General features: G+C 70.2%; 10 protein-coding genes. 4 read left to right on the forward strand and 6 right to left on the reverse strand.

Annotated elements, in window-relative coordinates:
- Nucleotides 1-18: 18 nt before the first annotated feature.
- Nucleotides 19-1,371: an MFS transporter gene (locus tag IEY95_RS38865; protein ID WP_189190934.1), complete on the reverse strand. Its 1,353-nt coding sequence runs from the start codon at nt 1,369-1,371 to the stop codon at nt 19-21.
- A 265-nt stretch (nt 1,372-1,636) separates the two neighbouring features.
- Nucleotides 1,637-2,302 (reverse strand): TetR/AcrR family transcriptional regulator, encoded by a 666-nt coding sequence (locus IEY95_RS38870; RefSeq protein WP_189190935.1) that lies wholly within the window; start codon nt 2,300-2,302, stop codon nt 1,637-1,639.
- Nucleotides 2,303-2,476: 174 nt separating this feature from the next.
- Between IEY95_RS38870 and IEY95_RS38875 the strand changes: the two genes are divergently transcribed.
- Entirely contained in the window at nt 2,477-3,352 is an 876-nt protein-coding gene (locus IEY95_RS38875) for a shikimate dehydrogenase (RefSeq protein WP_189190936.1), read from the forward strand.
- A gap of 197 nt (nt 3,353-3,549) precedes the next feature.
- Nucleotides 3,550-5,364, forward strand: a complete 1,815-nt coding sequence (locus IEY95_RS38880) for a bifunctional sugar phosphate isomerase/epimerase/4-hydroxyphenylpyruvate dioxygenase family protein (protein WP_189190937.1) — start codon at nt 3,550-3,552, stop codon at nt 5,362-5,364.
- An 8-nt stretch (nt 5,365-5,372) separates the two neighbouring features.
- Here IEY95_RS38880 and IEY95_RS38885 read toward each other — a convergent pair whose 3' ends face one another.
- Entirely contained in the window at nt 5,373-7,991 is a 2,619-nt protein-coding gene (locus IEY95_RS38885; RefSeq protein ID WP_505994265.1) for a glycoside hydrolase family 31 protein, read from the reverse strand.
- Nucleotides 7,992-8,332: 341 nt separating this feature from the next.
- Here IEY95_RS38885 and IEY95_RS38890 point away from each other — a divergent pair, with 341 nt between their 5' ends.
- Both IEY95_RS38890 and IEY95_RS38895 read left to right on the forward strand, forming a co-directional pair.
- The gene (locus tag IEY95_RS38890; protein ID WP_189190938.1) at nt 8,333-9,817 is read left to right on the forward strand and encodes an APC family permease; all 1,485 of its coding nucleotides are present in this window, start codon (nt 8,333-8,335) and stop codon (nt 9,815-9,817) included.
- 10 nt (nt 9,818-9,827) lie between these two features.
- Nucleotides 9,828-10,790 carry a hypothetical protein gene (locus IEY95_RS38895; RefSeq protein ID WP_189190939.1) on the forward strand — a complete coding sequence of 321 codons (963 nt, stop codon included), beginning with the start codon at nt 9,828-9,830 and terminating at the stop codon, nt 10,788-10,790.
- Nucleotides 10,791-10,869: 79 nt separating this feature from the next.
- On the opposite strand, the gene IEY95_RS38900 is transcribed toward IEY95_RS38895, so the two are convergent.
- The 3 genes from IEY95_RS38900 to gnd all read right to left on the reverse strand — a co-directional run bounded on the left by IEY95_RS38900 (nt 10,870) and on the right by gnd (nt 15,931).
- Entirely contained in the window at nt 10,870-13,746 is a 2,877-nt protein-coding gene (locus IEY95_RS38900) for a peroxidase family protein (RefSeq protein ID WP_189190940.1), read from the reverse strand.
- 695 nt (nt 13,747-14,441) lie between these two features.
- Entirely contained in the window at nt 14,442-15,047 is a 606-nt protein-coding gene (locus tag IEY95_RS38905) for a histidine phosphatase family protein (RefSeq protein ID WP_189190941.1), read from the reverse strand.
- Between the two features lie 5 nt (nt 15,048-15,052).
- On the reverse strand, nt 15,053-15,931 hold the full coding sequence (gene gnd, locus IEY95_RS38910; RefSeq protein WP_189191015.1) for a phosphogluconate dehydrogenase (NAD(+)-dependent, decarboxylating): 879 nt from the start codon (nt 15,929-15,931) through the stop codon (nt 15,053-15,055).
- Between the last annotated feature and the right edge of the window lie 3 nt (nt 15,932-15,934).

The following is a 15,934-nucleotide window of genomic DNA, read 5'->3' on the forward strand; positions in this document are numbered from 1 at the left end:
TCATGAGGTGGGCCGACGTCAGGCCGTCACGGCCTCACGCTGTGCGGCTTCCCCCGGCACACGCTCGCCGAGCAGTTCGGTCGGCACCTTGTGCGTCTCGCGGGCGGTGAGTGCGGCGAGCACCGGCGGGAGGCACAGGGCCGAGGTGAACAGGGCCACGGACGACCAGTCGTCGCCTCCCGGGCCGGCGATCTGCGCGGCGAAGGTGACGGCGAACCCGGCGACGGCGAAGCCGATCTGGGTGCCGATCGCCATGCCGGAGAGCCGGACGCGGGTGGAGAACATCTCGCCGTAGAAGGACGGCCAGACACCGTTCGCGGCGCTGTAGACGACACCGAAGGCGAGGATGCCGAAGAGCAGGACCAGGGGGTAGGAGCCCGTGGAGATCGCCCACAGGTAGGCGAACATCAGGACCGCACTGCCCGCGGCGCCGATCAGATAGACCGGGCGGCGCCCGATGCGGTCGGAGAGCGTGGCCCACGCGGGGATCGCGGCGAGGGCGACGAGGTTGGCCAGCGCGCCCACCCACAGCATCTGCGAGCGGGACAGGCCGACCGAGTCGCTGGTCCCGTACGCCAGCGCCCAGACCGTGAAGATCGTGCTGACCGAGGCGATCAGGGCACCCGCGACCACCCGCAGGACGTCCGCCCAGTGCTCGCGGAACAGTACGGCGAGAGGCAGCTTGGCGACACCTTCGGTCGCGGCCTGCCGGGTGAAGGCCGGGGTCTCCTCGAGCGTGCGGCGGATGACGTAACCGACGACGGCGACGGCGACGCTCAGCCAGAAGGGGACGCGCCAGCCCCAGGAGAGCAGTTGGTCATCGGGCAGTGCGGCGACCGGGAGGAAGACCAGCGTGGCGAGGAGCTGACCGCCCTGGGTGCCGCTGAGCGTGAAACTCGTGAAGAAGCCTCGGCGGTTCGACGGTGCGTGCTCCAGCGTCATCGAGTTGGCGCTCGCCTGCTCCCCGGCCGCGGAGATGCCCTGCAGTACGCGGCAGAGGACCAGCAGGACCGGGGCAAGGCCGCCGACCTGGGCGCGGGTGGGTAGACAGCCGATGAGGAACGTCGACAGACCCATCAGGATCAGCGTGAAGACCATGATCTTCTTCCGGCCGAGGCGGTCGCCGAAGTGGCCGAGGAACAGCGCGCCGATCGGACGGGCGGCGTAGGCGACGCCGAATGTGGCCAGCGACAGCAGGGTCGCGGTGGCCGGGTCCGACTCGTCGAAGAAGACCTTCGGGAAGATCAGGGCGGCAGCGCTGCCGTAGATGAAGAAGTCGTAGTACTCCAGCGCGCTGCCGATCCAGGCGGCCATGGCGGCCTTCCGGGGCTGGCCGGGAGGCGCGTCGAGCGGGGCGGCGGGGACGGACACGGCGTGCTCCTTCGAGGGAACTCCGAGAACGGAGGGGACTCCGGGGACGGGAGTGGCGGAGGGGGAGGGGTGCCGGGGCCCTGGGGGTGTACGGGTCGGCTGTGCCGGGTGCGGGCCGACTGCCCGCGTGTCCCGGTTAATTAACCCACTGGATAGTTAGTAGTGGATGGCTACGGATGTTGCGCCGACGTTTCCCGGGTGTCAAGAGGTTGCGTCGAAGGATCTTCGCGGTCCTGGTCCGCGGAGTGGTCCCCGGCGGGGGGTCTCAGTCCGCCGCGCGGTCCGCGGTCAGGTAGGCGATGACCATGTCGCCGAGCATGGTGCGGTAGTGCTCCCGCTGGTCGGGAGCGACCAGGTCCCGGCCGAACAGGGCACCGAAGGTGTGCCGGTTGGCGACCCGGAAGAAGCAGAACGCACTGATCATCGCGTGCAGGTCCACGGCGTCGACGTCGGCCGTGAACAGGCCCGACTCCCGGCCGGTCGCCAGGATCCGGCGGATCACGTCGAGCGCGGGCGAGCCGATCCTGCCGAGCTCCTCGGACGCGGCGATGTGCTCCGCCTCGTGGATGTTCTCGATGCTCACCAGGCGGATGAAGTCGGGGTGCGCCTCATGGTGGTCGAAGGTCAGTTCGGCGAGCCGGCGGATGGCCGCGACCGGGTCCAGGTGCTCGACGTCCAGCTCTTGTTCGGCCTGCCGGATCACGGAGTACGCGCGTTCCAGCACGGCCGTGAACAGCTGCTCCTTGCCGCCGAAGTAGTAGTAGATCATCCGCTTGGTGGTGCGGGTGCGGGCCGCGATCTCGTCGACCCGGGCACCGGTGTAACCGGCGCGTGCGAACTCCTGGGTCGCCACGTCGAGAATCTCGGCCTTGGTGCGGGCGGCGTCACGAATGCGCCCGTTGGGTCGTGCCGGTTCTTCGACGCTGGTCATCGGGTTCCTTCGAGCGAGAGGGTCACGGTTCCTGGTGGGTGGGCCGGTGCCCGCGATTGTAGAAGCACGGCCCCGCCGCGGGCTTTGCTGCCCGGGTCTTCCCGAAGCCGCGACATCCTGGTATCACTTACTAACGAACCAGTTCGTACATTAGCCACGCCTCGGAGGCCAGCCGTGCCCCACAACTCGTATCTCGTCGGCCTTATCGGATCCGGCATCGGCCCCTCGCTCAGCCCCGCGCTGCACGAGCGGGAGGCCGACCGACAGGGCCTGCGCTGTCTGTACCGGCTGATCGACATCGACACGCTCGGCGTCGGCCCGGAGGCGGTGGGCGATCTCGTACGCGCCGCACGCGACCTCGGCTTCGACGGACTGAACATCACGCACCCCTGCAAGCAACTGGTCATCGGCCACCTCGACGAGCTCTCCGTGGGGGCCGAGGCGCTCGGCGCGGTCAACACCGTCGTCTTCGAGGGCGGCCGCGCGATCGGGCACAACACGGACGTCACCGGGTTCGCGGCCTCCTTCGCGCGCGGACTGCCCGATGTGGCCCTGGAGCGGGTCGTCCAGCTGGGCGCGGGCGGTGCGGGCGCGGCCGTCGCGCACGCCGTGCTCACGCTGGGCGCCGGTCACATCACCGTCGTCGACGCGATGCCCGGGCGGGCCGCCGACCTGGCCGCCGTGCTGAACCGGCACTTCGGCGAGGGCCGTGCCGCCGCCGCGACGCCGGACGCGCTCGGCTCCCTTCTCGCCCGGGCCGACGGGATCGTGCACGCCACGCCGACCGGGATGGCCGCTCACCCCGGACTGCCGTTCCCGGCCGAGCTGCTGCACCCCGGTCTGTGGGTCGCCGAGGTCGTCTACCGGCCCCTGGAGACCGAGCTGCTGCGCACCGCCCGTGCGCTCGGCTGCGCGACGCTCGACGGGGGTGGCATGGCCGTCTTCCAGGCCGCGGACGCGTTCCGGCTGTTCACCGGGCGGGAGCCGGACAGCGCGCGGATGCTGGCGGACATCGCCGAACTCGCCGGCGCGGCGGGTGCGCGGAGCTGAAGCGCCCTACGAGTGCCGGAGTCGAGAGCGCCCTCATGAGTGGGGTGCGAGAGCGCCCTCATGAGTGGGGTGGCAGAGAGGACGAGCCGGCTGCGGGTCGGTGGGCGGGTGCTCACGCAGGTCCCGCGCGCCTTGCGGCGCCGCCCTGAGCCGGCGGTTTCCCGTGCCCAGTGAAGGAAGACCGAAGGAGCACCAACGTGCGTACGTCCATCGCCACCGTCTCGCTCGGCGGATCGCTGACCGAGAAGCTCACGGCCGCGGCCCGGGCCGGCTTCGACGGCGTCGAGATCTTCGAGAACGACCTGCTCGCGAGCCCCCTCACACCCGAGGAGATCCGCTCGCGCACCGCCGATCTCGGCCTGAGCATCGACCTGTACCAGCCGATGCGCGACATCGAGGCCGTACCCGAGGACCAGTTCGCGCGCAATCTGCGCCGGGCACGGCACAAGTTCGAGCTCATGCGCCGCCTGGGCGCCGACACCGTCCTGGTGTGCTCCAGCGTCTCCCCGCTCGCCGTCGACGACGACGCGCTCGCCGCCGGTCAGCTGCGTCGACTGGCCGATCTGGCCCAGGACTTCGGCATCCGCGTGGCCTATGAGGCGCTGGCCTGGGGCCGCCATGTGAGCACGTACGACCATGCCTGGCGCATCGTCGAAGCCGCGGACCACCCCTGCCTCGGCACCTGCCTGGACAGCTTCCACATTCTCGCCCGCGGCTCCGACCCCAAGGGCATCGAGGACATCCCCGGCCAGAAGATCTTCTTCCTGCAGTTGGCCGACGCCCCGCTGATGGCGATGGACGTGCTCCAGTGGAGCCGCCACTACCGCTGCTTCCCGGGCCAGGGCGGCTTCGACATCGCGGGGCTGCTGGGCCATGTGATGCGCGCCGGTTACGAGGGCCCGCTCTCCCTCGAAGTCTTCAACGACGTCTTCCGCCAGGCCGAGGCGGGGACGACCGCCGTCGACGCCCGGCGCTCCCTCCTCGTCCTGCAAGAAGCGACCGGACCCCTGCTCCAGGAACCGACCGCCCTCGCGACCCCGCCCGCCCCCGTGGTGCCCACCGGTGTCGCCTTCGCCGAACTTGTCACGCCCGACGTCGCACCCGTCGCCGCGGTGCTCGACGCCCTCGGCTTCACCCGCACGGCCCGCCACCGCAGCAAGCCGGTGGACCTGTGGCAGCAGGGCGAGGCGCGCGTCCTGGTCAACACGGGACCGGCCGCCCGCCGTGACGGCACCGCACTCGCCGCCATCGGCCTGGAGTCACCGGACCCGGCCGCCGCGGCCCGGCGCGCCGAGGCGCTGCTCGCCCCCGTGCTGCCGCGCCGCCGTGCCCTGGAGGACGCGCCTCTCGACGCGGTGTCCTCCCCCGACGGCACCGAACTGTTCTTCTGCGCGACCGACCGACCCGGACTCCCCAGCTGGACCGGCGACTTCGGGCAGGTCGAACACGACCGGGACCCGCGGCGGGTGACCCGCATCGACCACCTGGCGCTCACCCAGCCCTGGCACCAGTTCGACGAGGCAGCACTCTTCCACCGCAGCGTGCTCGGGCTGAGCGCACAGGAGAGCGTGGACGTCGCCGACCCGTACGGGCTGCACCGCAGCCGTGCCGTCACCAACGCCGACGGCAGCGTCCGCATCGCCCTCGGCGTGGGCCCCGCTCCCACCGACGAGGGCGGCCGCGCCCAGCACATCGCCCTCGCCACACAGGACGTGGTCGACGCGGCGCGCCGCTTCCGTGAGGCGGGCGGCCGTCTGCTGCCGATACCCGCGAACTACTACGACGACCTGGCCGCACGGTATGAGTTCGCCGACGGCGAGCTGGAGACGTACCGCGGACTCGGGATCCTCTACGACCGCGACCAGGACGGCGAGTTCCGCCACTGCTACACCGAGACCATCGGCCGCGTCTTCTTCGAACTCGTCCAGCGCGACGGCGGCTACCGCGGCTACGGCGCGCAGAACGCCCCGGTGCGCCTCGCCGCGCAGCACGCGGTGCGACCGGGGCGTTGAGCGCCGGGTTACCGCGTGAGCCGTACGGAGAACGCGCGGTCCAGCGACAGACTGGGCGTCCTGACCGTCGTCACCCGGGTGTCACTGTCGTACGACCAGGCGTCCCGCGGCAGCGGTCGCCCGTCGAGGAGCACTTGGCGCGGCGCCGACTCGCCGTGCACGGTGAAGCGGTACGAGCGGGCTGTCGGCTTGTCCTGGTAACTTCCCACGCTCGCACCGACGTTGACCTCGGTGGTCCGCGAGGAGGAGGTCACGGCCACGCGTTGCGTCGCCGACGCACCCGCGGCGAACCGACGTGTCACGCCGTCGTCCTCGTACAGCGTGTAGGCGCTGTTCCCCTTCGGGTAGAGATCCCAGTCCAGCTCGTGCCGGTCGCGGGTCTGCCAGCTCGTCGTGCCCTTGGGCCACATGGGGACGATCGCGCCCTCCTTCACGAACAGGGGAAGGGTGTCGAGCGGCGCATGGTAGCCGTTCAGCGTCGTCGGGCCCCGGTAGGTGCGACCCGTCCAGTAGTCGGTCCAGGTGCCCTTGGGGAGGTAGATGCCGTCGCGGGTCTCGGAGTCCTTGTAGACGGGGGCGACCAGGAAGTCGGAGCCCGAGAGGAACTCGTACTTCGCGTCCGCGCCCAGCGTGTTCGGGTCGTCCGGGTACTCCAGCCACAGTGGACGGACCGCGCCCACGCCCGTCTTCGAGGCCTCGGCGGAGAGCGTGTACATGTAGGGGAGCAGGCGCTCCTTCAGCTGGAGGTAGGTGCGGTTGATGGAGGTGTACGGCTCACCGTCCAGCCAGGGCTGCTGGTCGGCGGGCTTGCCGGTGGTGATGTCGGAGGCCCAGCCGTCCATGGTCATGATGGCGGGCAGGAACGCCTTCCACTGGAGGTCGCGGGCGTACATCTTGGCGTCGTGGCGGTAGATCGAGCCCACGTCACCGGTGTTGTACGCGATGCCGGACATGGTGGCCCCGGCGTACGTCGGGATCTGCCAGCGGATGTAGTCCCACGACAGCTTCTGGTCGCCGCTCCACAGGACGCCGCAGCGCTGGGCGCCCGCCCAGGACACCGGGAGCCAGACGAAGCCGCGCGCGTCGCTGTTCTCCTCGATGCCCGCCTTGGCCTTGTCGCAGGCGTCGAGCGCGAAGCCGTAACCGTTGCCGACCCAGGCCACGTCCAGCTTGGCCACGCGCTGGCCCGCCTTCACCTGGTCGGCGAGCTTGTCGATGCCGTCCTGGGTCCACAGGCCGAGCTGGGCGTGATGGTCCTGGAGGCCCTTGGCGGTCTCGGCGAGGTTCTCGTATCCGCAGCCGTAGCCGTCGTTGACGAGCATCCAGCCGAGCGGCATGTCGTGCGACGTGTAGCCGTCGGCGATCTTCAGCGCGTCGAGGGTGTGCCGTTCGCCGCGGTTGGCGTTGTGCAGGTAGCAGTCGGAGTCACCCGGTTCGAGCCCGTACACCGGCGGCATGAACGGTTTGCCGACCAGCGCGGTGTACTTGCCGATCACCTTCTTCGCGTCACCGAGGAAGTAGTAGGCGTCCAGGCGCCGTTCCTGCTGTCCGGTCCGCACGGGTGAGCCGAAGTCGTAGACGCCCGGCGCGAAGGTGTTGCGGAAGACGCCGTAGCCCGCGCTGGAGAGGTAGAAGGGCTGCGAGTTGTTGTAACCGCCCTCGTTCCAGTTGAAGTTGTTGGCCACGTACATCGTCCGGTCCCGGTGCGCGAAGCTGCCGTTCTGCTCGCCGCCGCCGAAGAACTGCTCGTCCGCACCGCGTGTCAGGCTCTGCCGCATCCCGCTGGTCGACCAGCGCAGGGGTTTGTCCTCCTGCCAGACGGGGGTGTGGTTGTCGGCCTTGTAGAGGCCGAAGCGCAGCGGCTTCTTGTAGACCCGCAGGACCGCGTCGGGGGAGCGGATGCCGTAGTACGCGCCCGCGTCGAAGGACGTCGTGTGTTTCTGCACCGCGGGCTGCTTGCGGACGATGGCCGTGCCCGCCGGGTCGGAGAGTGATCCGGACGGGTCGGCCTGGAGGCGCAGTTGGCCACCTGCCAGGAAGTCGGCCTTCGCCTTGAGTGGCCCGGCCTCGATGGTGTAGCTGCCGTCGCCCCCGCTGAAGGACGTGAGATCTCCCGCGTCCGTCGTCTGGGGCAGATACGCCTTGCCGGTGTACGAGTTGTCGTGCACGTCGTACGGCACGACCAGCACGTGGTAGGTCCCCGACGCGTTCGGGATCACCGTGGCCTCGGGGTCGGCGGTGCCCGCGCTGGAGGCGACCTGCTTGCCCGCGTCGTCGTTGATGTACAGGTCGAAGTCGTCGGTGGGGTGCTGCCACTCGATCGAGATCGGGACGCCGCCCTCGGGGTTGTCGGCCCAATACCCCTCGGGTACCGAGACGTTCACGTCGAAGCGGTCGCAGACCTTGTTGTCCGGGTCGTCGGCGGCGGGCGGGCAGCTCTCGGTACCGCCGGACGTGCCCTTGGCGTAGACGGGGCTCTGCCAGCTGACGCTCCGGTGGGTGTCGTCGAGGACGGCGCTCGGCGGGGCCGCGGCGAGCGCCGGCCGCGCCGGGGCGCTCAGCACGGTGACGGCCATGGCGGTGGCGAGCCCCGCCATGGCCCAGGAACGGTGTCGGAGTCTTCGCACGGTACGCATCTCCACTCAAACCAACGGTGTTGTGTTTGCAGGTGCTTGAAATCGCGTCGGATCGTGCATGTTCAAGCATGAAGAGTGGCCGTGCGTGCAGGTTCATGTCAATGGATCTCACCTGAGGTGTCGCCGATGCCGGCGCCGTGGACGGCCGTAAATTACCGACCAGTTGACATTGAAAGGCGAACGACCACCGCTATCATCACCTCACCTGCGGAGCGACCCTCTGCCTGATGACGGCGGTTGTACGGCATCGACCTTCACACCCCCCCACTGAACACATGGCGTTGTCGGGCGTGCCCGTCCGCGCGCCATGCAGGACGGAAAGCAGCGCCACCATGAGCAACAACAGGGGCAGAGGGCTTCAGGCCAACGCCCTCGGTACGTTCGACACGGTCGTGATGGCCGTCGCGGGCAGCGCCCCCGCGTACTCGCTGGCCGCGACCACCGCGGTCCTCGTCGGCGCGGTGGGCCTCGCCAGTCCCGCGGCGCTCCTGTACTGCGCGATACCCATGCTGGGCATCGCGCTGGCCTTCAGCTACCTCGGCCGGATCGACGTCAACGCGGGCGCCAGCTACTCGTGGGTCGGCCGCACGCTCCACCCCTTCCTCGGCTTCATCAGCGGCTGGGCCCTGGTCATCTCCGCGACCATCTTCATGGTCGCCGGTTCGCTGCCCGCAGGCGCGATGACCCTCTCCCTGTTCGACGAAGGGCTCGCGGACAACACCGCGTTGGCCACGGCGGTCGGCGCGGCCTGGTTCCTCATCATGCTGTTCGTGGTGCTCGGCGGCGCCCGGCTCACCGTGCGCGCGCAGCTCATCATGTCCGGTGTGGAGCTCGCCATTCTGGCCGTCTTCGCGGTCGGCGCCCTGCTGCACAGCGGCAACGCCCGTTCCTTCGAGTGGTCCTGGCTCGGCTTCGGCCACTTCGACGGGGTCAGCGGATTCGCGTCAGGCGCGCTCATCGCCGCCTTCTACTACTGGGGCTGGGACGTCACCAGCAACCTCAGCGAGGAGACCCGCGACAGCCGCCGCACCACGGGACTCGCGGGCCTGATCGGTGTCGGCATCGTCTTCCTGCTCTTCGAGGTGTTCACCATCGCGGTGAACGTGATCCTCACCGACCGGCAGATCCAGGACAACGACGCCAACGTCCTCGGTGTACTGGGTGAGGAGATCTGGCCGGGCTGGGGCGGCAAGCTGCTGATCGTCGCCGTGATGCTCTCCACCATCGCCACCCTGGAGACCACACTCATCCAGGTGACCCGCTCGCTGTTCGCGATGGGCCGCGACCGTACGATGCCGACCGCGCTGGGCCGCGTGCACCGCAAGTGGAACACCCCGTGGGTCGCCATCGTCGTGGTCGGCGCCGTCGCCCTGGTGATGTTCGTGACCTCCAACGCCCTCGGCTCGGTCGGTGACATCCTCTCCGACGCCATCGCCGCGATCGGACTGCAGATCGCCGTCTACTACGGCCTCGCCGGCATCGCCGTGGTCGTCGCCTACCGCAAGATGCTGCTGAAGTCCCCGGCCAACTTCCTGTTCGGCGGGCTGTGGCCGTTGCTCGGCGCCCTGTTCATGTTCTGGATCTTCGTCGAGTCGCTGAGCGACCTGAGCAGCGCGTCGATCGCGATCGGCATCGGCGGCCTCGCCGTCGGCCTGATCCCCATGGTCTGGTACTGGAAGCAGGGCAGCGACTACTACCGGCCCGCCAAGCTCGACGCCACCCAGGTCGTCGAGACCGACTACATCCCCGACGGCTACTCCACCGCGGCGGCGACCGAACGGTCCCGCGTCCACGAGGGTCTCCCCACCGACTTCTGAGAGGGACCCGATGGCGGGAGACCGCTTCACCCCCGACTTCGACCCCGACTGCGGGGACAGACCCCTCACCTCGGCCCGCCAGGACGTCGTCATCGGCCGCTGGCAGGGACTGCGGGAGCTGCTGCGGGCCACCGGCGACGACTGGTCCGTGCGCGGCCACCGGGTACAGCTGCTCGCGTCGGCCTGCGCGGGCAACTCGACGGTCGAGTCCTGGCTGGCCGCCGAACCCCGCAGCGCCGACGCCCTGGTGCTGTGGGCCGCGACCGAGGTGGCCCGGGCCTTCAACCTGGCCATCGCCGCGGGCCGGGGCGTGCCCATCGACCAGAACCGCATCGACCGGGCGGTGCTGGCCTGCCTCCAGGCCGCCGAGGCCCACCCCGAGGACCCCACGCCCTGGATCTCGCTGATCTCCGTCGCCCGGCTCTATCCGACCGGCGTACGCCGCCAGGAACTCGGCCGCTGGTGGGACGAACTGCACGGCCGCGATCCGTACAGCATGGAGGGCCACCTCCAGATCCTGCACTACTACTCGTCCCGTTGGCACGGCACGCACGGCCTCATGTACGACTTCGCCCGCGACGCGGCCGGTGTGGCACCGCCGGGCTGCGCGCTGCCGGTGCTGGTGCAGTTCGCCCGCGTCGAGGAGTACCGCTACATCCTCGACGGGGCGAAGGGCCAGCGGGACGCCGTCGTCGGGGTGGGCCAGCACTGGAACCACGACGCGGCCGTCAGCGACGTACGGCGGACCTGGCAGCGCTGGATCACGGCGCGCCCGGACGGACCCGTGGCGCCCTGGGAGGTGCGCGATCTCAACTACCTGACGCACGCCGCCTGTTACGCGGGCACGGCGGACATCGCCACCGCGCTGTTCGCGATGATCGGTCGGCAGGCCAGCCGGACGCCGTGGTCGTACACCGGTGACCCGGAGAAGGAGTTCGAGAAATGGCGTAAGCGGCCCTCGCGCGGGGCGTGAGCCCGCGGTCGAGGGCCGCGTGAACAGGTGGGCCGCTCCGGTATGGCCGGTGCCGGTGACCAAAGGTCCTGAGCGGCTGTCAGCCGACGCCGTCCGAACCTGCGTCGTCGCTCGGCCGCACCGCCCGCCACGGCGCGAACGCGCTCGCCCCGCGCGGCATCAGCGCCGCCAGCTCGGGGCAGTGCCGCAGGATGACGGAGTTCATCCCGCCCTTCTCGACCCAGTCGATGCCCAGCGGCGTGTAGATCTCCGGCCGGTAGTCGACGTTCAGGAAGCGGTCGCTCTGCAGGCGCCGGGTGGCCATCAGGATGAAGATCCGGAACGCGGTGTCGCTGAAGCCGAAGCCCTCCGGCGGGTTCTCGGCGAAGAGCCCGACCACCGTGTCGATCTCGTCGACCGAGCGGTAGACCTCCTTGAGACGCGCCAGCGTCTCGGCGTTCTGCGTCAGCTCCTCGAAGGAGCGGATGCGCGGTTTGTGCAGGCCCGCGCGGAAGTCGTTGTAGCGCGGGACACCGCGGCGCCGGGTGCGTACGAGGTCCACGACCGACAGGTCGATGATCTCGCCGTCCCGCTCGAACTGCTGGAGCGAGCGCGGGAAGTTGTGCAGCGTGATCGCGCCAGGGTGGGCGATGCCGAAGGAGTACAGCGTGTTGGCGAGCCCCGTCTTGCGGATCCGAGCCTCGGCCGCGCCGCCCTGGATGTCCAGGAAGCCCACGGTCTCCAGACGCTGCCCGAAGTGGTGCTCGCGCAGCTCGAAGTCGTCCGGGATCAGCGGGTGCATGCGGTAGACGGTGACGAAGTCCTCGGTGAGCGAGTACGGCGCCGCGTGGTGGTCCGGCAGCGTCTTCGGGATACCGGTGAGCGAGTGCGCCTCGAAGAGCCACAGTCCCAGCTGGTTCAGCCAGTTCTTCGGCGGGCCCTGCCAGTTGGTGTGCAGCCCGATGTCGATCGCCTCGGTCGCGAGGATCGCCGGTGTCCACTCCACCGTGTGGATCTTCGCGATCAGCGCGGAGACCACCAGCCGTGCCGTCTGGTAGATCCGCTCCTCGCTCAGTGACGGATACTCGGCGCGCAGCGCGTCGCACACCGCGTTGTGCTCGCGCGCGAAGAGGGTGTGCATCGCGCTGAGCCCCATCCACCAGCTCTCGTTGAAGCCGGTGAGCGGGATGCCGTTCGACCCCGACGGCAGGTGGCCGTCCTCCAGCCGGAGCCGCGCGCCGCCGTCCGGCTCGCGCAGGAACCGCGCGGTCTGCTCGTCCTCGCCATACACCTCGGAGCCGTCCCACCAGTGCGAGGCGACGTTGCCGAAGAGGATCGGTGGCCGGTTGCCGGGCTGCTCGAGGCCCTCGTTCTCCGCGAACCGCATGACATTCTCGGGCGGCCCGCCGGGCGTGTTGTGCCAGCCCCCGCTGCCGGGCGGCAGCGGCACCTCGACTTGGCGCCCGCCGGGCTGGAAGCGGCGGTGGTTGACCCAGTCGTGCACCTGGAACTGGATCCACGCAGCCGCCAGGATGTTCAGCGAGGTCGCGGGCACGAAGCTCTCGCGGTACAGAAGCCGGCGGCTGACCGTGACCGGGTTGGGCGTGTCGAACTGGTCGGGCCGATAGTCCGGTGCGAGGTTGCGTCCGAAGGCGGAGCCGACGGCGCCCATCTTCGGCGCGGACAGATCGTTGTACGTCCCGTCGTAGGACCGCTCCGAGCGCAGCCGCTCGGGGATGGGCTCCGGCACCGGCTGCGCCTTCGGTGGCGCCTCCCGGACCTCGGTGTCGATCAGGTTCAGCCGGCGCAGCACTTTGCGCAGGAAGACCAGGTTCAGCAGGCTCAGCTGCAACGGCAGGCGGTGCCAGGGCACATACCGGTTCAGCAGCGTGAAGGCCGCGGCCATCGGCGGATCGAGCAGCCTGTTCTGCAGGGGCTCCTCCGTGACGAACCGCAGGCCCAGCCGGTGCGCGCTGCTCGCCTGGTAGCCGGCCTTCCTGGCCCGGTTGATATTGCCGAGCGGGCGGAAGTCGTCGGTCGTGTACCAGGGGTTGAAGGCGAGATCCTCGATCCGGCGGGCGGCCGCGCGGGCCTCGGCGCTGTTGAGGTCCTGGCCGGGGATGGTGAGCCGGGCGATGGCCACCGCGGGCGCGACGGCGTCCTTCCACTCCACCGAGGCGTCCTCGATCGGGGTGCGCCGTTCGTCGACGTAGCGCTGCACGCACAGCTCGAAGACGACGTCCGCCTTGGCGAGCCGCGCGGCGATCTCGCGGTGCAGGAACTCCGGATCGCTCCGTTCGGGGGTGGCCGCCGGTGGGCTCCCCGGCGCCGGACGCAGCAGATAGCGCACCGGACCCGCGTCGCCCCACAGGATGGCGCCCCGGCTCCAGTACGTCTCACTGGCAAGGGAGTTGACCGTGTGCCGGGTCGCCGCCCGGACATTGCGGCGCATCCGGTTCGCGGTGCCGAGTCCCACGGCGAGCGGCAGCTTCACGAACAGTCCGAACGCCTTTTGGAGGGGACCGCGGGCGCCCGCCATCGCCTTGGCGAAGGCCACGAACTCGCGCGCGTTGCGGGCGTGCGAGACCGGATAGCTGGTCGCGAGGAGGTCGTGGCTCTCGTCCTCCGACACCCGCACCCGCACGGCCGCGCCCCGCAGGTCCGGCGATCCGTCGCCCTGCCGGATGCCACTCGCGTTCGACAGCCGTACCGTCGCCGGGTACTCGGCGCCCGGCTGGGCGAATCCGCAGCGCAGGGCCGCGGGCAGAACGTCGTGGAAGCGCAGCCGCGCGTTCTCCACAGCCACCGGGGCCTTGGCGTGGAAGGCGCGGGAAATCCCGCCGCCACCCGCCCGGCGGTTCTTGACCTGCACCTCCATCAGCTCCCGGGCGAACCGCTCGAACATCAGCCGTTCCGCCTCGGGACTGCCGCCTTCGTACCGCTCGTACTGCTGTTCGTGCTGCCCGGTCTCGGTCATCGGTCGTTTCCTTCGTACGGATGCGTACGGGACAGGCGCCAGCACGCTACCGGCGGCCCGGAGCGCCCACAGCGGGGGTTCCCGCCGATGTGCGCCCCCTTGTCACCTCTACGAACCATGCGGCGAAGTGTGCGGTACACGCACCTCAGGACGGCGAACGCGCATGCGGCCGACCGGGGTGCGTGCCCCGGGAACTCCGCTGCTCCCCAGTAGCCCCACCCGGCGGTCGGCGCGATGGCCGGGGGGCGACGGGTGACCCCGGGGTACGAGTCCGCTGAAGTCCGACATCGAATCGGGCCCGACCGGCCTCCCCGTCTACCCCGAGCTGGTGGAACGCCTGGTCGAGGACAAGGCCCAGCCCGAGCCCGACGGAGTCGTCCCGCACGCCCTGGCGACCTGCGTGGCATATTCGTACGCGGGATTCGCCCAGCGGAGTGACCCGCGGACCGTCGCCACGATCATGGCGCGGCTGGGGCGGGAGGAGAACAGCTGCCGGGTGTTCGAGCGAGTTCGGAGAGGTGCTGTAGCCGGGGCCGCGTCAAGCGGGGGATGTCTCTGCCGAAGGACCGTTACAGCGTCGACGCGACTTCTTGATGCGGTCCCACAGGGCCGTGAGAACCCCATGCGTAGTCGAAGGCCCGGTCCGCCCGAGCGGGCGGACCGGAACCTCTTCGGTTTCTACAGGACCGTAGAAGCTAGCGGACGGCAGCAGAAGTTCCGCCGGCATTCCACTCGGCGATCACGGGACGCCCGTGCTCGGTGGAGAGCCGGCTGACCGTGCCCGTGGCGAGCTGGAACAGCCGCCCGTCCGCCGGGGGAAGCCCCAGCCGGCGGGCCGTGAGCACCCGCAGGAAGTGGGCGTGCGCGACAAGGATCACGTCACCGCCGCCGAGCGCGGTCTCGATCCGGGACAGCACACGGTCGGCGCGCCGCCCCACCTCGGCCGGTGACTCACCCGGGTGGCCGGCCGGGCCGGGCGGCACCCCGTCGTCCCACAGGTACCAGTCGGACCGGGTGCGGTGGATCTCGACGGTCGTGACGCCTTCGTAGGCGCCGTAGTCCCACTCGTGCAGATCCGGATCGGGTACGGCCCCGTAGACGCCCGCGAGTTCCGCGGTGCGCACCGCGCGGCCGAGCGGGCTGGTGAGCGCGAGGGCGAAGCTCCGTCCGGCGAGCAGCGGGGCGAGGGACTTGGCCTGTTCCTCGCCGTGCTGGGTGAGGGGCAGGTCGGTCCAGCTGGTGTGCTGGCCCGACACGCTCCACTCGGTCTCCCCGTGGCGGACCAGCAGGAGGTCACCCATGACTGCTACTTCGCGGACTCGACGGCATGGCCGCCGAACTGGTTGCGCAGTGCCGCGATCATCTTCATCTGCGGGGAGTCGTCCTGGCGGGAGGCGAACCGGGCGAAGAGGGAGGCGGTGATGGCGGGCAGCGGGACGGAGTTGTCGATGGCCGCCTCGACGGTCCAGCGGCCCTCGCCGGAGTCCTCGGCGTAGCCGCGCAGCTTGTCCAGGTGCTCGTCTTCGTCCAGCGCGTTGACGGCGAGGTCCAGCAGCCAGGAGCGGATGACCGTGCCCTCCTGCCAGGAGCGGAAGACCTCCCGGACGTCGGTGACGGAGTCGACCTTCTCCAGCAGCTCCCAGCCCTCGGCGTAGGCCTGCATCATGGCGTACTCGATGCCGTTGTGGACCATCTTGGAGAAGTGGCCCGCGCCGACCTTGCCCGCGTGGACGAAACCGAAGTCGCCCTCGGGCTTGAGCGCGTCGAAGATCGGCTGGACCTTCGCGATGTTCTCGGCGTCGCCGCCGACCATGAGGGCGTAACCGTTCTGCAGGCCCCACACACCACCCGAGACACCCGCGTCGACGAAGCCGATGCCCTTGGCCGCGAGCTCCTCGGCGTGCTTCTCGTCGTCGGTCCAGCGGGAGTTGCCGCCGTCGACCACGGTGTCGCCGGGCTCCAGGAGGTCGCCGAGCTCGTCGACGACGGACTGGGTGGGGGCGCCGGCCGGCACCATCACCCAGACCACGCGGGGGCCTTCGAGCTTGCTCACCAGTTCGGCGAGGCTGCTCACGTCGGCGAGGTCGGGATTGCGGTCGTAGCCGACGACGGTGTGGCCCGCGCGGCGTATCCGCTCGCGCATGTTGCCGCCCATCTTGCCGAGACCGATCAGGCCCAATTGCATCGT

Origin of the sequence: Streptomyces albiflavescens (genome assembly GCF_014645835.1) — a bacterium.
In the GTDB taxonomy this organism is placed as follows: domain Bacteria; phylum Actinomycetota; class Actinomycetes; order Streptomycetales; family Streptomycetaceae; genus Streptomyces; species Streptomyces albiflavescens.

Excerpts from the sequence above, each read along its gene's own strand:
- IEY95_RS38890 (WP_189190938.1), top strand. The coding sequence starts at position 8,333 with ATGAGCAACAACAGGGGCAGAGGGCTTCAGGCCAACGCCCTCGGTACG.
- IEY95_RS38905 (WP_189190941.1), bottom strand. The coding sequence starts at position 15,047 with ATGGGTGACCTCCTGCTGGTCCGCCACGGGGAGACCGAGTGGAGCGTG.
- IEY95_RS38900 (WP_189190940.1), bottom strand. The coding sequence starts at position 13,746 with ATGACCGAGACCGGGCAGCACGAACAGCAGTACGAGCGGTACGAAGGC.
- IEY95_RS38895 (WP_189190939.1), top strand. The coding sequence starts at position 9,828 with ATGGCGGGAGACCGCTTCACCCCCGACTTCGACCCCGACTGCGGGGAC.
- IEY95_RS38870 (WP_189190935.1), bottom strand. The coding sequence starts at position 2,302 with ATGACCAGCGTCGAAGAACCGGCACGACCCAACGGGCGCATTCGTGAC.
- gnd (WP_189191015.1), bottom strand. The coding sequence starts at position 15,931 with ATGCAATTGGGCCTGATCGGTCTCGGCAAGATGGGCGGCAACATGCGC.